22 protein-coding genes and 1 tRNA gene are annotated in these 26,365 nt (G+C 38.8%); 11 read left to right on the top strand and 12 right to left on the bottom strand.

Annotated features, from left to right (window positions below):
- Window positions 1-985: 985 nt before the first annotated feature.
- From FK178_RS04440 to glk, 4 genes are all read right to left on the bottom strand, one after another.
- Window positions 986-1,738: a 3-keto-disaccharide hydrolase gene (locus tag FK178_RS04440; protein ID WP_168194557.1), complete on the bottom strand. Its 753-nt coding sequence runs from the start codon at window positions 1,736-1,738 to the stop codon at window positions 986-988.
- Between the two features lie 27 nt (window positions 1,739-1,765).
- Complete coding sequence (locus FK178_RS04445) at window positions 1,766-3,223, bottom strand: Gfo/Idh/MocA family oxidoreductase (RefSeq protein ID WP_146831389.1); 1,458 nt, start codon at window positions 3,221-3,223, stop codon at window positions 1,766-1,768.
- A gap of 184 nt (window positions 3,224-3,407) precedes the next feature.
- Window positions 3,408-4,148, bottom strand: a complete 741-nt coding sequence (locus tag FK178_RS04450) for a 3-keto-disaccharide hydrolase (RefSeq protein WP_146831391.1) — start codon at window positions 4,146-4,148, stop codon at window positions 3,408-3,410.
- A gap of 393 nt (window positions 4,149-4,541) precedes the next feature.
- Complete coding sequence (gene glk / locus FK178_RS04455; protein WP_146831393.1) at window positions 4,542-5,624, bottom strand: glucokinase; 1,083 nt, start codon at window positions 5,622-5,624, stop codon at window positions 4,542-4,544.
- Between the two features lie 193 nt (window positions 5,625-5,817).
- Between glk and FK178_RS04460 the strand changes: the two genes are divergently transcribed.
- On the top strand, window positions 5,818-6,300 hold the full coding sequence (locus FK178_RS04460) for an Hsp20/alpha crystallin family protein (RefSeq protein WP_146831395.1): 483 nt from the start codon (window positions 5,818-5,820) through the stop codon (window positions 6,298-6,300).
- A gap of 72 nt (window positions 6,301-6,372) precedes the next feature.
- Here FK178_RS04460 and FK178_RS04465 read toward each other — a convergent pair whose 3' ends face one another.
- Entirely contained in the window at window positions 6,373-8,997 is a 2,625-nt protein-coding gene (locus tag FK178_RS04465) for a cation-translocating P-type ATPase (protein ID WP_146831397.1), read from the bottom strand.
- A gap of 689 nt (window positions 8,998-9,686) precedes the next feature.
- Between FK178_RS04465 and deoC the strand changes: the two genes are divergently transcribed.
- From deoC to FK178_RS04490, 5 genes are all read left to right on the top strand, one after another.
- On the top strand, window positions 9,687-10,340 hold the full coding sequence (gene deoC, locus FK178_RS04470) for a deoxyribose-phosphate aldolase (protein WP_146831399.1): 654 nt from the start codon (window positions 9,687-9,689) through the stop codon (window positions 10,338-10,340).
- Complete coding sequence (gene deoD / locus FK178_RS04475) at window positions 10,340-11,038, top strand: purine-nucleoside phosphorylase (protein ID WP_146831401.1); 699 nt, start codon at window positions 10,340-10,342, stop codon at window positions 11,036-11,038. Before deoC ends, deoD begins: the two co-directional genes overlap by 1 nt.
- Before the next feature lie 14 nt (window positions 11,039-11,052).
- The gene (locus FK178_RS04480; RefSeq protein ID WP_146831403.1) at window positions 11,053-11,529 is read left to right on the top strand and encodes a hypothetical protein; all 477 of its coding nucleotides are present in this window, start codon (window positions 11,053-11,055) and stop codon (window positions 11,527-11,529) included.
- Between the two features lie 276 nt (window positions 11,530-11,805).
- Window positions 11,806-11,879, top strand: a tRNA-Arg gene (locus tag FK178_RS04485).
- 823 nt (window positions 11,880-12,702) lie between these two features.
- On the top strand, window positions 12,703-13,137 hold the full coding sequence (locus tag FK178_RS04490; protein WP_168194558.1) for a BLUF domain-containing protein: 435 nt from the start codon (window positions 12,703-12,705) through the stop codon (window positions 13,135-13,137).
- Window positions 13,138-13,187: 50 nt separating this feature from the next.
- Here FK178_RS04490 and FK178_RS04495 read toward each other — a convergent pair whose 3' ends face one another.
- Window positions 13,188-13,553, bottom strand: a complete 366-nt coding sequence (locus FK178_RS04495; protein ID WP_146831407.1) for a response regulator — start codon at window positions 13,551-13,553, stop codon at window positions 13,188-13,190.
- Window positions 13,554-14,006: 453 nt separating this feature from the next.
- Here FK178_RS04495 and FK178_RS04500 point away from each other — a divergent pair, with 453 nt between their 5' ends.
- Window positions 14,007-16,331, top strand: a complete 2,325-nt coding sequence (locus tag FK178_RS04500) for a PAS domain-containing sensor histidine kinase (protein ID WP_146831409.1) — start codon at window positions 14,007-14,009, stop codon at window positions 16,329-16,331.
- A gap of 86 nt (window positions 16,332-16,417) precedes the next feature.
- Here FK178_RS04500 and FK178_RS04505 read toward each other — a convergent pair whose 3' ends face one another.
- The gene (locus FK178_RS04505) at window positions 16,418-16,639 is read right to left on the bottom strand and encodes a CDGSH iron-sulfur domain-containing protein (protein ID WP_146831411.1); all 222 of its coding nucleotides are present in this window, start codon (window positions 16,637-16,639) and stop codon (window positions 16,418-16,420) included.
- Window positions 16,640-16,996: 357 nt separating this feature from the next.
- Between FK178_RS04505 and FK178_RS04510 the strand changes: the two genes are divergently transcribed.
- The 4 genes from FK178_RS04510 to FK178_RS04525 all read left to right on the top strand — a co-directional run bounded on the left by FK178_RS04510 (window position 16,997) and on the right by FK178_RS04525 (window position 21,457).
- Window positions 16,997-18,850, top strand: coding sequence for a flavohemoglobin expression-modulating QEGLA motif protein (locus FK178_RS04510; RefSeq protein ID WP_146831412.1), 1,854 nt, complete (start codon window positions 16,997-16,999; stop codon window positions 18,848-18,850).
- A complete protein-coding gene (locus tag FK178_RS04515; protein WP_146831421.1) occupies window positions 18,847-19,896 on the top strand; it encodes a glutathione synthetase in 1,050 nt (349 codons plus the stop codon). Before FK178_RS04510 ends, FK178_RS04515 begins: the two co-directional genes overlap by 4 nt.
- Before the next feature lie 16 nt (window positions 19,897-19,912).
- Window positions 19,913-20,824 (top strand): succinylglutamate desuccinylase/aspartoacylase domain-containing protein, encoded by a 912-nt coding sequence (locus FK178_RS04520; RefSeq protein WP_146831423.1) that lies wholly within the window; start codon window positions 19,913-19,915, stop codon window positions 20,822-20,824.
- A 165-nt stretch (window positions 20,825-20,989) separates the two neighbouring features.
- Window positions 20,990-21,457 carry a hemerythrin domain-containing protein gene (locus FK178_RS04525; protein WP_205677212.1) on the top strand — a complete coding sequence of 156 codons (468 nt, stop codon included), beginning with the start codon at window positions 20,990-20,992 and terminating at the stop codon, window positions 21,455-21,457.
- A 131-nt stretch (window positions 21,458-21,588) separates the two neighbouring features.
- On the opposite strand, the gene FK178_RS04530 is transcribed toward FK178_RS04525, so the two are convergent.
- From FK178_RS04530 to FK178_RS04545, 5 genes are read right to left on the bottom strand one after another with little or no spacing between them, the layout of a single operon-like run.
- Window positions 21,589-21,960 carry a sensory rhodopsin transducer gene (locus FK178_RS04530; RefSeq protein ID WP_146831425.1) on the bottom strand — a complete coding sequence of 124 codons (372 nt, stop codon included), beginning with the start codon at window positions 21,958-21,960 and terminating at the stop codon, window positions 21,589-21,591.
- A 25-nt stretch (window positions 21,961-21,985) separates the two neighbouring features.
- Window positions 21,986-23,584: an alpha-amylase family glycosyl hydrolase gene (locus FK178_RS04535; protein ID WP_146831427.1), complete on the bottom strand. Its 1,599-nt coding sequence runs from the start codon at window positions 23,582-23,584 to the stop codon at window positions 21,986-21,988.
- 20 nt (window positions 23,585-23,604) lie between these two features.
- Complete coding sequence (locus tag FK178_RS04540; RefSeq protein WP_146831429.1) at window positions 23,605-25,233, bottom strand: alpha-amylase family protein; 1,629 nt, start codon at window positions 25,231-25,233, stop codon at window positions 23,605-23,607.
- 5 nt (window positions 25,234-25,238) lie between these two features.
- Window positions 25,239-25,571: a replication factor C small subunit gene (locus tag FK178_RS15545; protein ID WP_205677213.1), complete on the bottom strand. Its 333-nt coding sequence runs from the start codon at window positions 25,569-25,571 to the stop codon at window positions 25,239-25,241.
- A complete protein-coding gene (locus tag FK178_RS04545) occupies window positions 25,568-26,200 on the bottom strand; it encodes an LLM class flavin-dependent oxidoreductase (RefSeq protein WP_205677214.1) in 633 nt (210 codons plus the stop codon). Before FK178_RS04545 ends, FK178_RS15545 begins: the two co-directional genes overlap by 4 nt.
- Between the last annotated feature and the right edge of the window lie 165 nt (window positions 26,201-26,365).

The following is a 26,365-nucleotide window of genomic DNA, read 5'->3' on the forward strand; positions in this document are numbered from 1 at the left end:
TGTTATATAATCAAAGGAAAATGCGCCAGATAAAAAAAGTAAGTGGGGTGTTTAAAAGTTGGATTTTATCAATGACTTTTTCAATACGTTTTGCTCTCGGACATTGTAAGAATATATGACCTTTAAGGATAAATAGGTATTATTTTTTTATCTTTGATATCAAAGACGATCAAAATAAATTAGTCTTATAGTTCTTTCAAGTTTAGTGAATGATTCAGTGAATATATCCTAGTAATAAGATATGAAATGGCTGATACGGGGCGTTTCCAAACGCTTTAAGTTTCCTGCCACCCCGACCAAGAAAAGCCCTGCACGGATGTGTAGGGCTTTTTTGTTTTTAATGGGCGTGAGCTTGCTCACAAACCCATTGAAAAACAAAAAAGACGGAAGGCGCTAGCCTGCCTGGGCTTTTCTTGAAGTCAACCCCAACTCAGGATCACCGACCACAGGGAGGTAATACTGTTATCATAAAAGTTAATCCCAGACACATGGGAAATAAAAAAATACAGGAAGGCGCTAGCCTGCCTGGGCTTTTCTTGGAGTCACTCCCCCACTCAGGATCACCGACCACAGGGAGGTAATCCTGTTATCATTATCCTTGATTCCAAGGCGCATGGGTAATAAAAAAAGACGGAAGGCGATAGCCTGCCGGGGCTTTTCTTGGAGTCATCCCCTTCTCAGGATCACCGACCGTAGGGAGGTAATCTTAATATCATTAAACCTGCTCACAAGCCCATTAAAAAACAAAAAAGACGGAAGGCGTTAGCCTACCGGGGCTTTCCTTGGAGTCACACCCAACTCCGGATCACCGACCACAGGGAGGCAATCCTCACTTACTTAATTAGTTCCTTTCTGGCAAATTTGTAATTACGATTACCGACCAAGAATAATCTGAAAGTCATTCAAAACAAAAAAGCCTCTTTCCGAAATATGGAAAAAAGCTTATTCTGGAATTATGTGGATAAAAGAGATCTAACCTAATAGATTAAAGTTCCTTGATCCAGATATTGCGAAATTGTACCAGACTTGACGCCCCTGTCATTTTACCCGTCTCTTTATGAATGCCCCCATGATGTTGTAAACCAATAGGGCCGGTTTCTTCCATTGAAGGATACAACGCATTGTCTATTACAGTTATTCCATTAAGAATTACCGTGATTCTTTTTCCCTTCAATATGATATCAAAAGAATTCCATTGCCCTACCGGTTGATCTGCGTTTTCAGAAGGTACTGCAGCCGCCCTCACTTCAGCAGGTAAGGATTTATCATTTCTTACCGTCCATAATTCGCCCGAACCTACAGACCAGCACCACATTTGTACCTGCCCTGCTCCTTTCAGCAATATCCCCGAATCTGAATTTGGTCCGAGGGGTTCTATAATATTACCTTTCTCATCAAGCAAATATTCTCCAGTCGGCAATATAGTGGGCAGGGGAAATAAGTGATCGCCATAACCTTTAAATCTCCATTCAACATGCAGTTTAAAATCTTTATACTCTTTCTCACTCCAAAGGCTTTTATCTCCTTTCGCTTCTGAACGGGCGTCGTAATCTATTACCCCGTCTATTACGCTCCAGTGACCACCATCACCATCAGGAATTTTCCACCCACTTAGATCTTTCCCATTGAACAGGCTCACATAACCTTCCTGGGCATATATTGAGGTATTCTGAGCCTTTAAAGGATGTGAAAAAATAAATGCACCCAGAAGAAATATTAAAATTGGAAATTTTTTCATTTTTTTCATTTTAAATCAAGTTATGGATTATAGTTCCCAACCCGGTCTATAGTTACGGGAAACATATTGATTAGCTTTCTCATTGTTGGTTACTTTCATATTATCTATATCCCATTCCAGGCGATCGCCCATACGAATGGCAAGATTGCCAAGGCAAATAGTTTCAGCTACATTCTGGACAGATTCTATACTACCCCTGGAGGATTTTTTTCCTAAAAAGGCGTCAATCATTTCAGTATTTTCATCTCGTAGGTCGGCTCCTTGGAGACTAAATTCCGGTGTTTTTTGAAGATTCCCCCTGGCGTCAAAAAGCAAAGGCTCTTCATAGGCATACCCGGAAATAATACTTCCGTTCTCTCCTATGAACATTACCCCGTCGCCCCCAATTTTCTTGCCGGTTTTGACTAAATATTTAGGTGTTCTGGGCCTTATACCACCCTCATACCAATATACATCCATGGTTCTATTTTCTCCCTGGACAGGGATCTCCCAATTAGCATTACCGGCATGAGGATAACTTACATTATTTTCTACCCACATACTTCTAAAGTCTTTAACCTGGGAGACCTTGCTATGGTTTCCTTCTGCGTTATCAGGTTTTCCCAGATTTAGGATCCTCCAATCTTTCCAGAAACCATAATACCCCATATCGGCCATACAGCCTGCCCCAAATTCGTACCAGCCTCTAAAAACCGTATGGGTATAGGCGGGGGAATAAGGTCGGTCAACTGAAGGTCCTAACCACAATTGCCAGTCAAAACCTTCAGGAACAGATGCGGGATCTGGTAAATAAGGAGAGCCTTGTGGCCACATGGGACGATTGGTCCAGCGATGAAATTCCTTAATTTCACCTATTGCACCACTGTTAATAAGATTTTGCATTACATAAAACTCTTTTGGGTTTTTAAATGCAAAACAATGAGATGCGAGACCACTTTCCCTTGCTGCATCACAGGTTAACCGGGTCTCATTCATAAAATTGGATATTGGCTTATGGGTAGCGATAAATAGGTTCTTTTTAATTGCGGCCATAGCAATGGTCGCATGGAGATGATCTGGTGTCATTATAAATACGGCATCCAGATCCTTTTCTTTTTCAAGAAGCTCCCGAAAATCGGCATAGGTTGTGACAGCGTCATAAGAGGATTTTCCTGTTTTCCTGGCATAGAATTCATTGATAAACCTTTTTGCAACTTCCCTTCCGCCTGCAGCCCCATGAGTTTCCCCCTGGGGTGAACCCCATAAGGGATAATCCATACTTTCACGGTTTGGATCGCACACACTGGTAAATTGAAGCTCATCTCGTACCAGCCACTCCGGCAGCATTTTCATGGCCTGGGTACCGGCACCTATCAAGGCCACATTAATTTTATTGTTGGGAGTGGTAACCCCAGTTCCTCCCAATACGTGAGAGGGAATAATACTCAATCCTATACCGGCAATTGCGGTACGGGAGATAAAAGTTCTTCGGTCTAATTTGTTCATATAGTTGGGTATATTAAAGGTAATTAAACTGGATAGTCGTAATACTGAAAACTGAATTTAAGATAATATGAATTAAATACTCTTATTTTTTAACATTTTATGTGATAACCACAAAAGAGAGTAAATTGGTTAAGGTTAATCACTCCAGAAAATATTACTAGTTAAACATTGCTAATAATTATGATCAGAGTTTTTTGATCCTGATGTTTCTGAAATAAATTTCACTTCCATGGTCCTGCAGGCCTATCAATCCGGTTTTTGCCTCTCCATATTCGGGAAAATCCTTCCATTTTCCTGTGGCTTTCCGGTGGTTCCAGTCACTGGACCAGGGAACAAATTCAACGGTTTTTTGACCATTTAAATAATAAGTTACTTTTTTGTTTGTGAATATGATCCTGCTCGAATTCCATTGTCCAGATCTATCTACAACATCTTCGGCATAGGTGGGTTTATACATCCCGTAGTCGGCTCCCAGGATATGCAGGGGATCTCCATTATTAGCATCATGATCGCGAATTTGATACTCCGGCCCTGTGAAGTAGGGAGCTTCATACTCTTCGCCTTCCACAACATGGTAAAAGATCCCACTGTTACCGCCCTTCGCGATCTTCCATTCCAATAATAGTTCAAATTCGCCGAAACTGTCATTACCAAAAACAATATCTCCCCCAATATCACCTCCTTTTCCAAGGGAACTTATGATGCCATTCTCAATGACCCAACCTTCCGGTAGTCCTTCTTTTTCATTATAAGCCCTCCAACCCCTGGCAGCTTCGCCCTCAGATAAATAGAGCCACTCCCCTTCGTCTTCCGGTTGTGTGGTACTTTCTGTAACTATGGCATTATTCTGTATTGGTTCAGTTTGTTTATTTTTACAAGCCCCTAAAAGAATAAGGCCAACAAAACTTAAAATCACTTTTTTCATTTCGCTCAAAAATTAATGATAAAGAGTTTAATGTAAGAAAAAACAGGCTCTTTTTACTCATATCGCATTCAAAAAATATTTCATGGATTCAGAAATAAATGAGAAGATCGCAACATATTCCTACAAAAGTTGAAGCAATGTTGAATTAAATAGGGCCCAACTTGATCTTATTAAAACTTGGGCCAGAAAAAAAGAGGCTACTCCCGCACACTTTGCATTGCCTGGTGGATGGCTCAAAAACCCTTCATAGTGCCAATCCCAGCGACGACCATTCTTCCTCACATTATAGAAGGTCATGGTGTGAACGTTAAATTTACTAATGAAGAACTTAGGGGTTTTAGGGATGTATTTTCAAAAATTAACCTTGTAGAAGCTCTGGAATCTCATTCCGTTCTACTCTTTACTTTCAAATAGCCTCAGTACCGCGTAATAAGCGGCCCCGTGCATGGGAGAATTTTTATTGGTGATCAAATAAATGGGAATTTCCTCAAGCAGGGAATTCATCTTGTCAACCTGCAGAAATTCCTCTGTAAACTTTTTCCTGTCCAGGAGTTCAAGAACTTTTGGAAGGATTCCCCCTCCTATATAAATGCCACCGGTCGCCTTAAATTTTAACGCTATTTGGGATGTTTCAATAGCCAGGTATCTAAAGAAAAGTTCCATTGCCTCCCTGCAAATGGGGAATCTTCCAGTTTTTGCGCAATCACTTATCACAGCTGCCGGAGGTATTTGTTCAAAATCCTGAAGCAATCCGGCCGGTTCCTTCTCTTGTTTAAAATTGAGCAAGAATTGGTAAAGTGTATGTATCCCGGGCCCTGAAATTATCCTTTCCCAGCTCACATGACCATAGAGATTTTGTAAATATTTAAAGAGAGCAATATCGAGTTCATTCCTCGGGCTAAAATCGCAATGTCCACCTTCAGTAGCGAAAGGTTGATATAGTTTTCCATCCCAGAACATCCCCGCTTCGCCCAGGCCGGTGCCGGGAGAGATGAGCGCTTTATTCCCGGCCATTCCTGGGCCTGATTTAATTTCAGTTAGTTCGTTTTCTTCCAGCGTGGCCAATCCGTAGGCATTTGCCTCCATATCATTGATCAGGAAAATATGGGCAATGCCGGTAGCCTTTTGCAATTCTGTTTCACTTATTTCCCACGGAAAATTGGTTCCTGTAACCCTCCCTTCTATTACAGGGCCCGCAACTCCCAGGCAAATACAATCTATAGCAGGTAATTCTGTATTTTCTTCCCTAAAGGTTTTTAGAAGCGACTCAAAAGATGAATGTTTTTTTGTGAAATAAGTTTTTTCCAGCAATGGCTTGAGTATTCCCTTTTCCAATTGGTATAACGAAAGATTGATTTTGGTACCTCCAATATCGCCGGCAAGAATTATACCCGTAGTGTTTCTAAGATTGCCGGAGGTAAACCGAACATTGTTTTTCTCTCTCCCATCCGGGATCAATGTTATGCTTTTCTTCATATTCCTCGATTTAAATGCCTTCCTAAAGATACTGCAATCACCATAATTTATTTTAACCCGCTGCTGTTTTAAGTTAAATAAAAAGGATTTTCCCGGCTTTATGCTGACAAATATCATTGTTTTTTCTCACCTGCATTTTTACTTTAGGGAACATTATATCATTCTGATTATTAACAATTTAAATTTATTTATTATGTCACTCGTAAAATCCAATAAACGCAGTAAACCACGAATTGGTGGATCATTGATGTCCAGAGATCCATTTTTTGCCGACTTTTTTAATCCCCGTATGGGCCTTATGAATTTGAACAAGATGTTTGACAAAGATTTCGAAAAAGCCATGGATCTTCCGGCTATCAATATAAGTGAGAAAAAAGACAAATTTGAGATTGAATTGGCAGCTCCTGGCTTTACAAAAGAGGATTTTGATGTTACCATGGATGATGGAATGCTAACGATTTCTGCTAACAGGGAAGAAGAAAGCGAAGAAAAAAAGGATTCTTATATTAGGAAGGAATTTAGTTCTCAATCCTTTACCCGCACTCTTTCCTTACCCGATAATATTGATGATGATAAGGAGGTTAAAGCTTCATATAAAGATGGGGTTTTGAAACTCGATATTACTAAAATGGAAAATGCACCAACGAAACCAACTAAGAAAGTAAAGATTTCATGATTTTTTCCGGAAAAGGGGTTGAAATTGTTCAACCCCTTTTTTATTGTCTCTTAAATAAAAAATAAGACTGGTTTATATGGTAAGTCCTGTTCTTTTAGCCAACTGGGATAGAAAGAGGGATAAGAGAGAAAAAACTGCGATAGCGGCAAATTCATCAAACGCAAGTGGGACAAGATTAAGAACATTATTTACAACCGGAATAAAGTAAGCAAATACCACAAGGAGTAACGAAATAAGTATGGCGTACCATATATAAGGATTCCCGGTTACTTCATTTTTCAAGAACGAAGTATTTCTTTTTGGTAAATTGAATACATTGAAAAGCTGGCCCAGAATAAGGGTATAAAATGCCATATTATTTGCCACTGCCGCAGAATAATTCTTATACGAATAGGCATACAGCGTTATTCCTATTACAGCAACAGTAATAGATATGCTATAGATAACCGTAGATTTCCATAATAATTTAGTCATAAGAGGCTCATCCGGATCACGTGGGGGTTGCGACATGATATCCTTATTACCTTTTCCCATGCCAAGGGCCAAAGCCGGGAAAATATCGGTCACCATATTCAAAAACAGGATCTGTAAAGGGAGTAAAGGCATTGGAAGACTGGAAAAGGACGCGGCAGCAACCGCAATTATTTCTGCAAGATTGCAGGACATAAGAAACACCACGAACTGGCGCACATTTTCAAAAATATTCCGGCCCTGCCTTATGGCCAGCTCGGTAGAAGTAAATTTATCATCCATTAGGATCACATCTGCAACCTCTTTGGCAGCTTCTGTACCTCTTATCCCCATAGCTATACCAATATCGGCTTTCTTTAGCGCAGGCGCATCATTTACCCCGTCACCCAGCATACCCACAACAATATTTTGTTCCTGGTAAAAGGTGATAAGATCCAGTTTCTGTTTGGGTATCATGCGTGCAAAGACCACTGCATTTAAAAGCCGACTTTCATCTACTGTTGTAAGTTTTTCGAAATCGGGCAAAGAACCGCTGTGAATGACCAGCCCTTCAGAATTTTCCGGATCTAAAAGGCCTATCTCCTCGCCTATTTTCTTTGCCGTGGCTGGATGATCTCCCGTAATCATAACCACTTTAATACCCGCTGCCCGGTATGTTTTAATGGCTTCCTTCACATCTTCTCTTGGTGGATCCAGAAAGGCCATTACACCCAGCAGGGTAAGATTATTTAGAAACTCCCCGGTGGGCCGCTCTTCCAGTTCCCTGTTTGCAAATGCCAGTAAGCGCAAACCAACTGCCGCGTGTTGATCTACCAGTGATAACCATCGGGATTTATCGGTAAGGTTATGTACTCCGGTATCTGTCAAAACTGTATCACAGAGGTCTAATATACTTTCTATGGCTCCTTTGACACAAACAAGATATTTCCCATTGATGGAATGCAGGGTGGCCATTCGTTTTAATTCAGTATCAAAAGGGATTTCCACAATTCTTGGAGCATTTGTACGAATCTCTTCAATATTATAACCGGTATTTCTGGCCATGTCCAGCAAGGCGATCTCCATTGTATCGCCACCGGCATTTTCCTCTCCGTTCTTAACATTATTGCATAAAACCGCTACCGCTGTTATTTGCGAGAATAATTCATCTTTAGAAAATTCAAGCTTCGTTTCAAAATTAACTACCCTCTCCGGGAGCATGACCTTTTGAACCGCCATTGTATTTTCGGTAAGTGTACCTGTTTTATCTGTACACACAATGCCTGTCTCGCCCAGCGTTTGGACAGATTCAAGTTTTTTAATGATCACTTTTTGACGGGCCAGTCGCAACATTCCCCTTGCCAATGAAATAGTGGCCACAACCGGGAGGCCTTCAGGAATTGCCGCTACAGCCAGGGCTATTCCCGTTTTTATCATTAAGGAAAGGTCCTTGCCCTGCAGGTATCCTGCAATAATTATTAACAATGCCAGGGCAAGGGTAAACCAGATAAGCAAATGGCTTAATTTATTGAGTTTATGCTCCAGCGGTGTCCTGCCTTTATGTGCTGTTTGAGTAAGCGTACTAATTTGGCCAATACTGGTTTTGTCTCCAGTAGTAACAACAATCGCCCTGGCATTTCCCCTGCTTACAAAAGTCCCGTTGAAAACCATATTAAATTGTTCTGTTAAGGACGTTTCTTTGGGAAGCATTTCTGCGCTTTTATTGATCTGGTTGCTCTCGCCGGTTAAAATTGATTCTTTTACACCCAGGCTCTGTGCTTCTATCAAGCGTGCATCTGCGGGCACGACATCTCCTGTTTCCAATTTTATGATATCTCCCGGAACAAGAAACTGAGCTTGGATAATTTCCAGGGTCCCGTTGCGATATACCCTTGCTTTAGTTAGGGCCATTTTTTGCAGGGCATCTACAGATTTTCTGGCCTGCCATTCCATAAAAAATCCAATTAATACAGTAAGCAGAATTACAGCCAATACCGCATAACCTTCTATCCATTCTCCAAAAACAAATGCCAGGATCATAGCGGCCGTTAAAAGGAATATTATAGGATCTATAAACTGCTCGAAGAACATTCGCAGGATGCCTTTGGGTTTTTTCCGGCTAAGGGAATTCAACCCGTATTGACCCAATCTTTCATCAACCTCAGTTTTATTTAAACCTTCAGCGCTATCACTTTGCAGTTGATAAATTAATTCTTCCGTACTTAAAGCATGTGGGAAAGCTATCATTCTGATGATTAATTCCGTAAGAGAATACCAGTATAAATTTAAGAAGTATGTACAATTAAAAGATGATTAACATCATCACTTTATCAATTAAAAGGAAGAAATTTTACAATGAACGGGGTATATAAAAACAGAAACAGGTAAGCCGCGCTTACCTGTTTCCAGTAAGGATCCGGATTCTCTTTTCCAAAGTCTATATTTCTTTACTAAAAATGAAATATATTCTAATTCTGAAGCACTCTCCTTTTCCTCAAAAGTTTAACAGATGTAACACCTGTAAACCTATGTTGAAAGAAACAGGAAAATCACAGGGATCTTCCTGTTTCTTTAAGACATTAAGCGCCATCCAATAATCTACTTTGTTTTAAAAAGTGAGTCGGGAAGACCCGGTATAAAAATGGCATTAATATCTTATATCTTTATTCTAAAGAACGTCAAATTTTGTATTACTAAAATAAGAAATTTTTCAATATCAAAATATAGAAATCTAAAAAATTTTCAGAGGAATTTCATTTTTAACAATTCACCCCGGAGGGAATAAAATGGAGTTTACAATGCAAGAAAAAACTTTAAGTTACCTCCAATTAATTTTTAACCTGATCAATATCATAAAGTGATTTTATACAATTATATATTTTTGTAGCTTGACCCATTATTTTGAAAATAGATCATTTACCCCACAAAAGTAATTTATGCATTTAAACCAATACATTGACCATACCCTGCTCAAGGCTACGGCCACTCCCCTGGATATAAAAAATCTATGCGTAGAAGCTAAGGAACATAAATTTTATGCCGTTTGTGTGAACGGATGTTATGTAGGCCTTGCCAAATCAATGCTTAAAGATTCTGGTGTTAAAGTCGCTACGGTAATAGGTTTTCCACTTGGGGCTATGAGTACCGAAGCCAAAATTGCTGAAGCAAAAGACTGCATCAATAACGGCGCCGATGAAATTGACATGGTTATTAATCTGGGGTTGCTAAAGGCAGAACATTTTAAAGCAGTAGAGGATGAAATTTCATCCATAAAAAAGACCATTGGAAACGCGGTATTAAAGGTAATCATCGAAACCTGTTATTTAACCGATGATGAAAAAAGGGCTGCCTGTAAAGCTGCTTTAAATGCGGGGGCAGATTTTGTGAAAACTTCTACAGGTTTTGGAACCGGTGGCGCCACACTTCAGGATGTAAAACTTATGAAAGAAGTGGTTGGGAACAAAATGCACATCAAAGCTTCCGGAGGGATAAAGGATAAGACTACAGCACTGGAATATATTGAACTGGGTGTAAGCAGGCTGGGAACTTCTGCAGGAATTGATCTGGTCACCATTAAAGAAACCAATTAATGAGTACACATATACAGGCTAAAAAGGGAGAAATTGCAGAATCTATTTTATTGCCGGGAGACCCGCTACGTGCCAAATGGATCGCCGAAACTTTTTTTGAAAATCCTGTTTGTTATAATAACGTACGGGGAATGCTGGGTTATACCGGAACTTATAAAGGCAAAAAAGTCTCTGTGCAGGGAACAGGAATGGGGATCCCTTCTACCCTTATCTATTGTCACGAGCTAATAAATAATTACGGGGTAAAAAACCTTATTAGGGTAGGGTCGGCAGGTTCTTATAAAGAGAATATAGTTTTGCGGGATGTGATAATAGCCATGGCAGCTTCTTCCACTTCAGGAATTAATAATTCGCGCTTTGTGAATGCCGATTATTCTCCAACTGCAAATTTTGATCTATTTATGAAAGCCGCGCTCTATGCCAGAGAGCATAGCATACCTGTAAAAGCGGGGAACGTTTTATCCTCAGACGAGTTTTACGAAGATGATCCTGAAGCCTATAAAAAATGGGCAGATTTTGGCGTTCTGTGTGTTGAAATGGAAACGGCAGGCCTATATACCATTGCAGCCAAACATGATGTAAATGCACTATCTATACTTACTATCTCAGATTCCCTGGTAACGGGAGAACATTTATCATCTGCAGACCGGGAACAGTCATTTTCGAAAATGATCGAGATCGCCCTGGGCAGTCTTTAAACTTTGTGAACATTATGCAGAATAAAAATTTTGACCCTGAACAAATAAAGATCCTGGGCTACAATATAATACAGGAACAAATAAGCAGCCCGCCGGAGTTCAACGTTGAAGCTATCCAATACCATGGATTTCATGTAGATATGGAAGTTAATATGGAACCTACGGAAGATCTTTTAAAGGCCGATCTCCGGATTGAAGTAGTCACCGAAAGCGAAGGAGGCAATGAAGAAGAGGCACAGGCGGTTTTCAGAATAGTTTATATCATAAGAATTGGAAATCTTGCCAATTTTACACTGGAACATAAAGGGGATCGTATAGTTCTTGAAAGTGAGCTGGGCAACTATATTGCGGCTGTCACCTACTCTACTTCCCGGGGAATTCTATTACAGCGCGTAGCTGGAACCGGGCTTAAGGATTTTATACTTCCGGTAATAGATACAGATTCTATATTAAACGGCGAATTAAATAATCCCGATCAATTCCTACTTTAAAAACCAACTTATGCAAAAAAATATGGAAAACATGAAAAGTGGCACCCAAACGCTGTCCCGGGTTTCCAAATTGATATATGATTTTATGGAAGGCAGATAGGAAGATTCTTATCCCGTTCCCTTCATTAGGCAGAAGAAGGAAATTTTTTTTTTTATTTTAAAAGGCAATTAAACTGAATAGTAAGAGTTTAGGGCGGTGAAGGAAATTAATTACCATTTTGCAGAAAAAAAACCTTGTTTTAAATATAAAGAAACTTATATTTGCACCGCGAAATTGGTCGCGTAGCTCAGCTGGATAGAGCACCTGCCTTCTAAGCAGGCGGTCTCAGGTTCGAATCCTGACGCGATCACACCAAGCACAAATCACGCCTGAAAGGGCGTGATTTTTTATTTGGCGCAACCCGAAGCGAAGCTTTATGGGTTGACGCCAAATAAAAAATCGCAGCGGCGATAGCCGGTGATTTGTATTTGCAAAACTGCATCGTTCCAGGATATGCTATCCTGACTTTAAGTGTGAAAACCGAAGCAAAGCTTCATGGGGTGAAGCCAAATAAAAAATCGCAGCGGCGCCAGCCGGTGATTTGTATTTGCAAAACTGCATCGTTCCAGGATATGCAATCCTGACTAAAAAGCGCCACCCGAAGCGAAGCTTCATGGGGTGAAGCCAAATAAAAAATCGCAACGGCGCCAGCCGGTGATTTGTATTTGCAAAACTGCATCGTTCCAGGATATGCAATCCTGACTTTAAGGGTGAAACCCGAAGCAAAGCTTCATGGGGTGAAGCCAAATTAAAAATCGCAACGGCGCCAGCCGGTGATCACAACTCTCCACCTCTTTTCTCAATACAAATTTGTTTCTGCTATTGCAGTTCTAATATCCCCCGTTCCCCGCCGGGCATTCAATCATTGTTTACAGGCTTGGAGAAAATTTACAAACTATCTTCTAAGGGAAAATATTTTACAAAATTCTATCTGCTCAAGTCTCAATATTATTAATCTGCCGGTATAAACATGGAATATTTTTCAGATTATTATCAAATCCCATTTAAAAATATTTTATTAACAAGATCTGCATTGAATTAATATCTTTTTAACATTGAAAACCAAGTAATTGTTAAATAAATTCATTATGCATCTTAGTAGGATTATATTGTATACCTATAAATTTCATCAGATGATTTATACATTAAGTTTTGTTTGTTCAACACCATATGCAATTCCAAGTAGTGAGGTTGATGTAATTTTAAAAGCAATATCTTATAAAAATAAAATTAAGGGCGTAAACGGATTTTTAATCTATTCCCAAGGAAACATTTTCAAGGTGTTAGAAGGGGAAAAAGAAATTGTAGAGGGAATATTCGAGAGCTATAAAAAAAATGCCCTATTTGCCAACCTTATAATTATTTTTGAACAACCATTGAAAAAGATAAAGAATCATGAACCTGCCTTTCATTCTATTAATCATAAATCCGTAATCGACATTGATAAATTAACCCGTAATTTAATGAATAGGAATTCATGTTTATTAAATGTAATTAAGGAGGTTCTTAAAGCATTTAATAAAAGGATTTTAAATAAAAATGAAAAACACTTATTTTTAAATGATTAAATAAAATCAAAAATTAGGGTAAATACTTACTTGTGGAAATTTAAATGGGCTCAACCTTTCTTCGATCCAATTTTTTCATGAAGATCTTCAGGCAAAAATGGTTTTTGTAATATATCAGTAAATCCAGCATCATACATTTTTTCTTCTAAAATTTTTTCGGTTGAAGAAGTAAATCCAATTATAGGCAGTTGTTTAAATTCACACCCCGGAAGTTTTCTTATTTCATAAGTAGCTTCAAGGCCATCCATAACAGGCATGTTTAAATCCATAAGGATTATATCAAATTTTTCTGCCTGGATCATTTCCAGGGCTTCTTTGCCATTGCCGGCAATTTGGAAGTTATAACCCCATTTTTCCAAATACCTACGCACAATCATCACATTTATTTTATTATCATCTACTATAAGAATTTTCATATTGCTTGAAATTTGGGGTACAATGGTGGATATATAAATAGAATTTCAAAATTTTTAAATCTAACCCATAAGTATGAAAATTAATTTTTTTGGTACCGAATGCTTTTCAAAAACAGGGGAAATAAGATTATAAATATATTAAATATGGAATTAAAGGAATAGTTGCTTCGGAAATTCCGGAAAGAAGAACTTAATAATTAAGAAAATATTAAGAATAATCCGCTTACTAATAGGTATTTTATCGATTAAATAAATACTTTTGTCGATTATTGCTTAATCAGCAAATTGGAAATAAATAAAAAGTAAAGTGGAAAACGAAAAGTTGCTGTATTAATTTTCAAAGAATTTTTTAAATATTTCAAAATTCATTATATTCTTTTTTGCCAAAAGAGAAATTAAAAGTGATCCTGTTAAAAGTATTAATGGAATCTGGTTCCACATAAAATTAACCCTATGATTTCTTATTCTCGTAAAAACAACCTATTTACTTTAATTCAAAAAAACAGTGATGCTTTTAACTTTACACAGGAGTTTGGTATTCACGGGACATTTATAGTTGATTTATCTTCTCCCCACCAACTCTTCCCCAATAAAAGATTTTTGCACTCCTTAGGCTATCCTCATGCACACGAGCTGCTACAATTCGAAAACACGGTAGTTGCAGATGATCTTGAAGTTTTAAATTCTTATTTTGACAGAGATCATTTTTCGGAGAATGATTCAGAAATAATAAATTTTATTCATCAAAAAGGTTTTACTGTTAGAATGGAAACCAAATGCCTGAAAATTGACAGTAAAACCAACGAACCTTTGGTTCTCTTATTTGCGGTTAAAAAAACTTTTGACTTTTCTCAAATTGAAAATAATCCTCATAAATTATTTGAAAAGGAAAAGCTTCTGGAAACAGTTTTAGAAACAATAGATGTTGGGATAATTTCATGTAATAATTTAGGGCAATTAACCTTATTTAATAAGGCTGCACGTAGATGGCATGGATTGCCTCCAAAGGAAATTCCAAGGGAAGAATGGGCAGAATATTACAGCCTTTATGAACCAGATGGAACCACTTTATTTAAAACCGAGGATATTCCCTTAGTTGAATTACTCACCCGGGGAACCATTTCAAAACCGGACATGTATATTAAACCAGAAAAGGGAAAACCAAGATTTATTACTTGTAATGGCTCCCGAATATATGATGAGGAAAATAAATTAACAGGGGCAGTTGTAGCCCTCTATGACATTAGTAAAAGGAAAAAAGCAGAAAAAAAATTAAAAATTAGCGAGGAAACCTTCAGAGGTTCTTTTGAAAATGCTGTGAATGGAATGGCCATAGCCAATCCCATGGGAATTTTCACTGAAGTAAACGATAGTTTATGTAATATGATAGGTTACACTGAAGAAGAATTAAAAAAATTACATTTTTTAGATGTTACCCATCCACACGATAAAGCAGGAGATATTAATGACTTAGGAAAACTACTAAGTGGTGAGTGGTCAAGTTTGCAAAAAGAAAAACGATTTATTCACAAAAATGGGAATAGTGTATTTTCCATGTTATCTGTCTCGGTGGTGAAAAACAACCACGATCAACCTCTGGAACTTATAGCCCAGATAACTGATATCTCTGCTTTAAAAGAGACAGAAAAAGAATTGAAGGTAACCCTTTCAAAACTTGAAAACATCCTTGCCGCCAGCACACGGGTTAGTATAATAGGCCTGGATGTTAATGGGGTAATTACCACATTCAATACGGGCGCTGAAAATTTATTGGGTTATACAAAAAAAGAGGTAATTGGTAAAAAAACATTTGCAGATCTTCATTTTGAAAAAGAAACTTCTGAAATAACCAAACAACTTAAGGAAACAACCGGCAAGCGGTTTAAAGAAGAAGAAGTTTTTAAATATTTAACTTTGAATTCAACCCCAGATACCCGGGAATGGATATATCATTGTAAAAATGGTGAAGTGTTACCGGTTCAATTAACGATTTCTTCTATTGAAGAGAATGGCGAACCTATAGGATATCTATGTGTGGGTACAGATATTTCTGCGCTGAAAGCTGCTGAAAAAGAAATAACGGCGGTTTTGGAGATTGCTACAGACCATAACCAACGATTAAGGAATTTTGCTCACATTGTTTCACACAACTTGCGATCACATTCGGGGAATTTTGAAATGCTTCTCGAAATTTTCAGGGAAGAATATCCAGATTTAAAAGACAATGAGATAGTAGAAATGCTTTTAAAAGCTTCAGAGAATTTAAAGGAAACCGTGGCCCATCTCAATGAAGTTGCTAAGATTAATACTTCTATTTCAGAAAACCTGCAACCTCAAAATTTACATAATGCTGTAGACCACGCTTTAGATTCTATTAGAGCAATCATACAAAGATCTGGACTCCAGGTATATATCGAAATCCCCGAAAATTTTGAAGTATTAGCAGTACCTGCTTATTTGGAAAGCATCGTTCTTAATTTTGCCACAAATGCTATCAAATATCGTTCAGAAGAACGCACTCCTTTTCTAAAGTTTGTGGCCGTTAAAACAAACAAATTTATTGAATTAACTATCGAGGATAATGGTGTGGGAATAGACCTGAACAAGCACGGGAAAAATCTTTTTGGAATGTATAAAACATTTCATTCTCACGAGGATGCAAAAGGAATTGGCCTGTTCATCACCAAAAATCAAATTGAGGCCCTGGGAGGCGAAATTAAGGTTGAAAGTGAGGTTGGCAAGGGAACAGTTTTCAAAGTTTCATTTAGGTATGAATGATATTTAATAAGTGGCGCTTCCTTATCCTATTATATGTTTTCATCCATTAATAAAAACCCGGAGTTTAAACTCCGGGTTTAGAATTTTTATTTCTTAGGAGGAAGTGCAAATGCCACGGCATCATGTTCAAAATGCCCTCTGTGAGACCCATCGCAAAAGGGTTTGTTTTTTGATAGTCCGCATCGGCAAAGGGTAACTGCTTCCCGGCCGCCAAGGTCATACGCATTACCTTCTTTATCTACTATTTCAAAATCTCCCGCTATTATAAGAGATCCGTTATTGTTTACTGTAATTTTTGTCTTGCTCATATTTGATTTAGCTTTGATGTTAAAAGGCTTTTGTACGGGTTAGAAAATTCATCTCCCGCAATTGCAAGAATAACCCAAACTTTTATATTAATTACAATTAAAATTTAATTTTTAGTATAAAGGCAATCTACCCAATAGGAACCGAAGTTATTTTTAAAATCACAAAATAAGAATACCACCTTCCCCTTCTTAAAATAAGGTATCATAAAAATTACCTAAAGTGAGTTATTCGTTCCCCCAACCCTTTATTTATTTCTAAATTTACTATTTACCGATTCGTTTAAAAATTATAAAACTCCACAAATGAAGGGGTTTACCAAAGGATTTCGGATCTTATAATTTATAAAATAAAACTTCATGCTGGATATATCAACATTTACTGATAAATCAATTAAGCAAATATTAACAAGTCTAAAAGATAAACACGAGGTTACCGTATCAATTCCCGGTGGCGGAATGCTACATATTGAAAAAGACATTCCTTACCTGGTAGTTTACAGAAAAAAAGAAAATGATCCTGGACTCTTAAGGATCGCAAAAAGTGAGGCCTCTTACCTGATAATTGGGAATAAAGATTTTGACCTTTACAAAGACCTGCTGTTCGAGGTTAGCAATATTCTTTCAGCACACTTTAATACATATATGATCCTGGAAATATATTCCGGGGAACCACAGAGCAACGCTTTTGTAATAAAAGGGCCCGAGGATAAATTATCCTCTTCCCTAGCCGTTTTTAAAAAGGAATTGGAAAGTTTAAATAATGTTTATTCCGGGCTCTATTTACAGGCCCAGATAAAGAATACCCACAAGCGGCATCCGGAAGGTGAGTTACCTCTTATGGAGGTTGAACGCGCAAAACTATCTGGGAGTGTGATAGTAAGTCTTGAAATTCCCCCTGTGTTCAGGGATGAAACCGGAGCCCTATATCCAGTATTCTTCCGGGGATTCCGGGATTATTTAATACCTGCCATTCATAAGTTTGTCTATGATTTCATACGGGTTCAGTCCTCGTTTGAGATCCCAAGTTATAATGCGCTTGGCACAAAATATTTAAAGGAAAAAGTGTTTGAAATAGATAAAAAACTGGCAGAAATTGAAAGCAGCTACCAGTTTTTATGGCTGGTTTCCCCAGCGAATATCAAGGAAATTAAACAAACCTTTTTTGAAAGTAATTATGAAAAATTACTGGATTATCATTACCGCCTGCTACCTATAGACCCAGATGTTCTTAAAAGGGAACTTTTTAACCTAAAGATCGAAGAGGTAGATGATCCTGCCATGTCCTACCTGTTCAGGGAAAAAAGGGAGGAGCTTGACCAACAGATCACCATGCTTAATGAGCGGGGCACCAAAAATTTCTTTTACAACAGCATACGCCTTTATAAAGGGGTTGAAAGAAACCTTTGTGAAGAAGCCCAGGCTTTATTAACAAAGGTTGATGAAGTTCAAAATAACGGTCCACAGGACTTAATTGATTCCAAAGGGTTTAGTGCCCTCGCGAGGAAAGAATTTGATTATTTCAGGGAACAGGATGAAAATTTTAAAAGCAGGGTGCACATTAGGAATGATGTAAACATCATGATGGTTTCACAGGGGGAGCTGTTTATTCCCGAGGATTATAAAATGAACCGGAAGGAATCTCTCGCACTTATCCAACATGAAGTGGGAACCCACGTGTTAACTTACCACAATGGCAGCAGGCAACCTTTACAACAAATGAAAAGCGGGCTTGCAGATTATGATCCTTTGCAGGAAGGCCTTGCCGTAATGGCAGAATACCTTGTAGACGGCCTTACGCCTAACCGGTTACGTACTTTGGCCGGCCGGGTGGTTGCCGGTGATGCCCTAATGGAAGGTGCCGATTTTAAGGAAATCTTCCATTTATTGGTAAAAGACTATGGATTTTCAGCATTTCGATCGTTTAACATCACCTCCAGAATGCTTCAGGGCGGCGGATTTTTAAAAGACATAATTTACCTGAAAGGCCTTGTTGATCTTAGAAAATATTTAATGGAAGGAGGCGATTATGAATCCCTTCTATCCGGAAAGTTTGGAATAAAACACACAAAAATAATAAAAGAGTTGACAGACCGCCGCATCCTTAAACCTGGAGCCTTGCGGCCAAGTTATCTTCTTACAGAGAATGTTACAGAGAAAATTAATTTAATCAGGGAGGGATTACCCCTTTCTCAAATGATAACCACCACATGAAAATTTGTTTTGTAGTTAACAGTGTAGAATCCGAAAAAAGCGGAACCACTGCCTTCATTATGCATGAAGCCCGAAAAAGAAATCACGAAGTTTACGCCATGGGTGTTGGAGACTTTAGTTTTACCAATGACCAGGAGCTTGCAGTGATTGCAACTTCATTGCCTAAAAATGCAAGCCCTAAAACCGCCCGGGATTTTATTGATGTCCTGCACAGTGAAAAGGCTAAAAAACAAAAGATTTTAGTTAAAGAACTGGATGTTCTTTTTATAAGGAACAATCCTACGGAAGAAGCTGAAGGTAGGAATTGGGCTGAACACTCCGGGGTAGCTTTCGGAAGAATGGTGCAAAAAGAAGGTGTTCTTGTGTTGAATGACGCTTACGGCCTGTCTGACGCTTTTATAGATAAACTATACTTTGAGGAATTGCCCAGCAGTATTAAACCTGCATCCCTTATTTCCCGAAGCAAGGAAGACATCCTTGAATTCTTTGAAAACCATAAAAAGAAAATGGTTTTAAAGCCCCTGGAAGGTTCTGGAGGCCGTGGGGTATATCTAATTGACAAAAATGAGAAAAACCTGAACCAGATCATTGAAAACCTTGCCGCACAGGGTTATATTATTGCCCAGGAATTCCTGCCTGCTGTAAAAGACGGTGATGTGAGGGTATTGCTTATGAATGGAAGGGTGATGGAAAAAGACGGAAAATTTGGAGTTATAAGAAGAGTAAGTGGCGAGGGAGAATTTAGAAGTAATATCTCACAAGGGGCTACAACAGAGTTTAGCGAATATACAGATGATATGAGAAAGATCGTTGATATTGTTGCTCCCAAGCTCATAAGGGACGGACTTTTCTTTGTAGGCCTTGATATAGTAAAGGACAAATTGATCGAGATAAACGTTTTAAGCCCGGGGGGAATGGACAGTTTCCCTGTAGTAGGCCTGCCCGATTTTTCTGATGTTGTGGTAAAGGCAATTGAGCGAAAACTGGAATATAAAAAGAATTATGGCGATAAGATTTCAAACAGGGAGCTTGCCACAATGGAATAATAATAAAAAAAGCAACATGGAACAGGAAGTAACACAAGACACTCCCAGGATCATAGGAACATATACAAGTAATAAAAAAGGCCCCCTTCTCTTTGTAACCGGAGGGGTTCACGGGAATGAACCCAGTGGGGTAATAGCTCTGCAAAAAGTTTTTACCGAGCTGGAAAAATCCCGGCCGCAGATTGAAGGAACCATCATAGGAGTGGCCGGAAATAAAAAGGCTTTGAACCTCAATAAGCGGTTTATTGATCAGGACCTAAACAGGACCTGGACCAAAGAGAATGTAGATAGCGGAAAAACGGATACCCAGGAAAAAAAGGAAATGTTTGAGATCATTGAGATCCTTGAACAATATCCCGAAAAAGATTTTACAAAAAGGTATTTCCTTGATTGCCATACTACCTCTGCGGCTACCGTTCCTTTTATCTCGGTGCAGGAAGTAAATGACAATGACAGGTGGGCGCATAAATTTCCCACTTATATAATCAGGGGGTTTAGTGATCTTGTGTATGGTTGTATAGACCATTACTTAAGCCGTACAGGTTTAACAGGGTTTGTTTTTGAAGCGGGCCAGCATGAGGATAAAGCCTCAATAGAAAATCACGAAGGGGTGATCTGGCTGGCATTAAAAGAAGCCTGTAATTTAGATCTTTCTAAAATTTCCTGCTATCCCGGGTGTGTCGATAAATTTGTAAAGGAGAATGCCCCAGAACAAAAAACATTTGAGATCATACACCGCCACGGCCTGGAAGATAGCGATGAGTTTAAGATGGAACAGGGATTTGAGAATTTTCAGAAAATTGAAAAAGGACAGCTCCTCGCTCACCAGAATGGAGAGGAAGTTAGGAGTGAATGGAATGCGCATATTTTTATGCCTTTATATCAAGCCCAGGGCAATGATGGATTTTTTGTGGTGAAGGAGGTATAAGTTTTAAAAATTCCCGAAATGAAATTTTCGGGAATTTTTTTTCACCTCACATCCTGAATAAAAATATTTTGCAGATATCTTCAGGTTATGATCCAGGTCATTATAAAGCTTACCTTATGCCCGTATGTTTGTATCTGGTTATTAAATTGAATTAAAATTATGCCTATGCCCTCTCCTATTAAAAGACACGAATCTCTCAAACACCTTAGCCGCGATCATCACCATGGTTTACTGCTTTGCTGGAAAATTAGGGAAGGTTTAAAAAAAGAGATTGACCCCGTGCGAATACGGGATTATTGCCGTTTTTTTTATGCAGCTCAATTGGTTCCGCATTTTGAATTTGAAGAAGAGGAAGTATTTAGCTTATTAGATCAACACCATCCTCTTATAAAACAAGCCCTTATGGAGCACCGTGACCTCACAGCGCTTTTTCAAAGCGAGGAGGCTCCTGTTACAGTATTAAAGGAGATTGAGCAATTACTGGAAGCACATATAAGGTTTGAAGAACGGGTTTTATTTAACGAGATCCAACAGAATTCTACGGAAGAGGTCCTTGCCGGCGTAGAAAAAAAAGAAAATGATCTGGTTACACCCAATCCCGATGATTGGGAAGATAAATTCTGGCTGAAATAGTTGAACTAGCTCATTGTTTCATAATTATTGAGGATTCAAAACTATGAAAGTTTCTCTTGTGCCCTAGTGGGAATCACATGTAAGCAGGAATTAAGAAATTGCTATAACCAAGAGGCCTGTTAGAATAGCCATTATTCGAAATATGCAATGGTGGTAAGGAGCGCATTCTCTGCCTGCCTGGAATCCAGCCTTGTATGTTGTACAACTATGGGAACATTCGATTCTATCACACAGGCATAATCTGTATCTAAGGGTACGGGCTCTGGATTCCTGAGATCATTGAACCTTAAATGCTTAGTTCGCTGGGCATCTACAATTACTTTATATGGGCCCACGGGGTCTTTGTCGGTGAAAAACAGAGTTATTTCAATCTCTGCCTTACTGCTGGAAGTATTAAGTATACACGCTGTTTCATGACTGGTAAATTCAGGTTCCGGTCCATTCCCGTAGGATGGAATATAACCTTCAGCAATTATCCAGGTCTTCTTTCCGTATGTTTTCATATTGCTATATTTTAGTTTTATCAGCTTATTTAATTTCTATAACAATCCCCTGATTTGCCCCGAGGTAAATGTTATTGGAAAATTCTCGTTCTTCCAATTCGGGGTGGGTGGATACAACAACCTTCCCACTCCAGTCCTTTATTGCAGGATTGCACTTCTCTGTACCTTCTCCAAGATTTAATGCGATAAGAAACTTTTTATTCCTCCCTTCTCTCATATAGGAGAGCATATTTCCGCTTGCCATAACAGGTATATAATTTCCGATTTGAAGGGCTTCTTCCTGGTTTCTCAAAGCAATAAGCCGCTTATAGAAATTAAGAATGCTTTCAGGTTGCTGCTGCTGGCGTTCAACATTCCATTCAGAATGATTTTCCATTAATGGCAACCATGGTTCGCCTTCACTAAATCCTCCATTTTTAGAAGTATCCCACTGCATAGGGGTTCTTTCAGGATCACGGCCAAGACCCTTTCCGGGAATATTTTTTTCCTGTGGATCCTGAACTTTGGTTGCAGGAATTTCCACATCTGTCATTCCCAATTCCTCCCCATAATAAATTGTGGGGGTTCCCCTCAGCGTGAGAAGTAATATTGCTGCATTCTTTACCTGATCTAAACCTACCCTGGTAGCAATTCGCGAATTATCGTGGTTTCCCAAAACCCAGTTTGGCCAGCCATCTGGCGGTAAAGCTCCTTCATATTTATTTACAGCTGCTTCTATTTTCCTTGCATCCCAGGGAGTCATCACCAATTGAAAATTAAAAGGTAAATGCGCCCCCTCATTATCCTGCCCATAATAAGCAACAAGCCTGTCTATTGGCAGGTATATTTCCCCAATCATTACACGCTCATCATATTCTTCCATAACCTGCCGCATCATTTTTACGATGTCATGCACCTCAAACTGATCTGTATTATAGACCTGTAACAATTTATCATAAGGAGATTTTTCTTCGGTATAATCGGGATTTGGCGGATTATTTCTAAATAATTCATCTTTGATCATATGCCACATTACATCTACCCGAAAACCATCTACCCCTTTGTTCAGCCAGAATCTCATTACATTCAGCATTTCTTTCTGAACTTCCGGATTTCTCCAGTTGAGATCTGGTTGTTCTTTTAAAAACGCGTGATAATAATACTGGCCTGTTTGTTCATCGTATTCCCAGCCACTCCCCCCAAAGGCACTCCCCCAATTATTGGGAGGGCCACCATCTTGCGCGGGATCTTTCCATATATACCAGTTCCGTTTGGGATTATCCCGTGAACTTCGGGATTCCTGAAACCAGGGATGTGCCTCTGAAGAGTGATTTGGCACAAAATCTAGTATAAGTTTAAGTTCTCTTTTATGAACCTCACTAAGCAATTGGTCAAAGTCGTCCATTGTTCCAAACATGGGATGGATTCCTGTATAATCACTTACATCATAACCAAAATCTGCCATGGGAGAGCTATAAAATGGAGAGATCCACACTCCTTTAATCCCCAGGTTTGTTATGTAATCCAGTTTTTCAATAATCCCCGGGAGATCTCCTATCCCATCGGCATTACTATCCTTATAAGATCTTGGATAGATCTGGTATAAAACTCCGGTTTGCCACCATGTATATTTATTATTTTTCATTTAATAAACTCTTTCCTGGATTATAAATATTTTGATTTTTTGTGTAACCAGCGAAACCCATATGGATCCAGCTTCAATTCCTGACTTTTGGTGTCAAAAGCTTCATATCTTTTATTTCCATAAACATCTATTATATCTTTTGTGTCATCCAGCTTAAGCTTTATAGTTACCTCTTTGGATGAAAAATTATGGAGTGCTATCCCAATGCCTTTTTCCGATTCAGTTTTATGGCCCAGAACTCTTTTATCACCCGTATCCAAAACCTCATAATTTCCCCATCCGAATTCCCGGTATTCCCTGCGAAAATGTATGGTACGACTCATCCAGTTAAGAAAAGAATCTGGATCCAGATGTTGGTCATTTACGTTTACTTTTTTATAACTGTACTCTCCGGAGGAAATTGAATTTCTTATGAGTTTATTTTTAGGCGCGGTAGAAAATCCGCCGTTTTTACTGTTGGACCATTGCATGGTAGTACGTACACTGGTGCGACCTTCCAGAGAGAGGTCCTCACCCATTCCTATTTCCTGCCCATACCTTAAAACCGGGGTTCCGGGGAGGGTAAATAACAGACTGTAGGCAAGTTCCATTTTTTTTCTATCGTTGTTTAACATAGAAGCCAGTCTTCGCCTGATTCCCCTGTCGAAAATTTGCATATTCTCATCTGGAGCAAATTTACTAAACACCTCTTTTTTTTCTTCTTCAGAGAGTTTGTCAAGGTTTAGTTCATCGTGATTCCTTAAAAAAATAGCCATTTGTTCTTTCGGGTCAATCTGGGGCATAGCGTTTAAAGCAGTGGCCAGCGGTGTGGCTTCTTCCCTGGCCAGGGCCAGAAAGGTAAAGTTGTTCACATAAAAATTAAAAAGCATATGCATTTGGTCTTCATCCCCAAGAAAATCGGAATATTTCTCGGGAGCAAGGTCTACTTCGGCAAGCAGAATAGCTTCTTTCCTTTGCACTTCTACAAAATCCCGAAAATTTCTAAAGATCTCGTGCGGGTCTTCCTCAAAATCAACCTGACCTTTTTCAGTAAACATATGGGGTGCGGCGTCTATACGAAATCCGGAAACCCCCATTTTCAACCAGAAATGCATGATCCTGAAGATTTCTTTCTGAACCGCGGGATTTGAAATATTTAAATCGGGCTGATGTGGAAAAAATGTATGAAAATAATAGGCTTTGGCCGTTCTATCATATTTCCAGTTTGATCCATTACCATCAGGGGACATCATATTATTATTATCACCCTTCGGCCGTTTATTCTCCCATATATAAAAATCCCTGTATTTGGAGTTTTTATCTTTTCGTGCTTCCTGAAACCAGAAATGTTCCAGGGAGGTATGGTTTACGGCGAGATCTATAAGAATTTTAATTCCCAATTCATCTGCTGCGTCTACCAGTTGGGCAAAATGCCCAAGATCTCCCAGCCGGGGATCAATTTTATAATAATCCCTTACATCATAACCATTGTCCCTGTTGGGTGTATCAAAAATGGGCAGCAACCAGATACAATTTACTCCCAGGCCAGAGAGATAGGTAAGGGCATTTTTTAAACCTTCAAAATCTCCCACTCCGTCTCCATTGGAATCTTTGAAAGTTTCTACATCCAGACAATATATTATAGCATTTTTATACCAATACTTACTCATCTCTTTTATTTTTGTTTTAGCTGAGGCAATACCTCTTTACCAAAAAAATCAATAAAGTTTTCCTGGTCTTCATTCACATTGTGAATTATGATTTTTTCAAATCCAAGACTGGCGTATTCCCGAATATTGGAAATAAATATTTCAGGGTTGCTACCAATAATTACATGTTCCCGGAGGTCCTCTTTTCTCACCTTTTCACCGAGATCATCAAATTGATCGGCAGTATTAATTTCAGACAAAAGTTTACTTGGGAAGATGTTGTTTTTCCATTGGTGCCAGGCCCCAGCCAGGGCATCCTCTTCATTGTTACCATAGGATACCTGCACCTTAAGGATCATAGGTTTTCCCTTACCGCCCCCTCATTAAAAGCTTCCACCACTGTTTTTAATTCCTTTAAAGGTTTGGAAACAGTAATTAACCCATCTGCCCAGCTGCCCAGCCATTTCGCGGTTTTTGCAGTTATAGCGGCGCCATAGACAGGAATGGTTTCTACCGGAGGTGTAAATAGTTTGGCCTTTTCAATTTCTATGATCCCGTGGTGTGTTACATAATCCCCTTTCCACAATTCCTTAATTACTTCTACAGATTCTTTTAATCTTGCATTTCTTATATCCTTAGACGGCCATTTATCTCCGGTAATATTTTCATTAAGGGCCTGCCCGCTGCCCTGGCAAAGCCAGAATCTCCCGGGAAACATTTGGTCCAGGGTAGCTGCAGCCTGAGCAATAATTGCGGGGTGGTACCTTTGGCCGGGAGCATTTACAATTCCAAATTCTAGATTTGTGGCGTGCATTGCCGCCCCCAGCCAACTCCAGGCAAAACCGCTTTCCCCCTGCTTATTGCTCCAGGGATGAAAATGATCTGACGATAATATGCTTTGGAAACCTGCTTTTTCTGCTTGTTGTACCAGTTCCAGTAAATGTCGCGGGGTGAATTGTTCGTGAGATGCGTGAAATCCTATTTTCATAGAAAGAAATTTAGAATTATTAATTTTTGCCATTCTAAATTAGAAAATATGCCACAGAAGCCGAAGGAAGTAGAGCCTTTTCGATCTTAAATAAAAGATAAAGTTTCAGGGAAAAAGTTAAAATGAATTAATTAAAATGGAATGCTTGTGTGTATAATCTCTACT

It is taken from the genome of Antarcticibacterium arcticum (assembly GCF_007993795.1).
GTDB lineage: Bacteria > Bacteroidota > Bacteroidia > Flavobacteriales > Flavobacteriaceae > Gillisia > Gillisia arctica.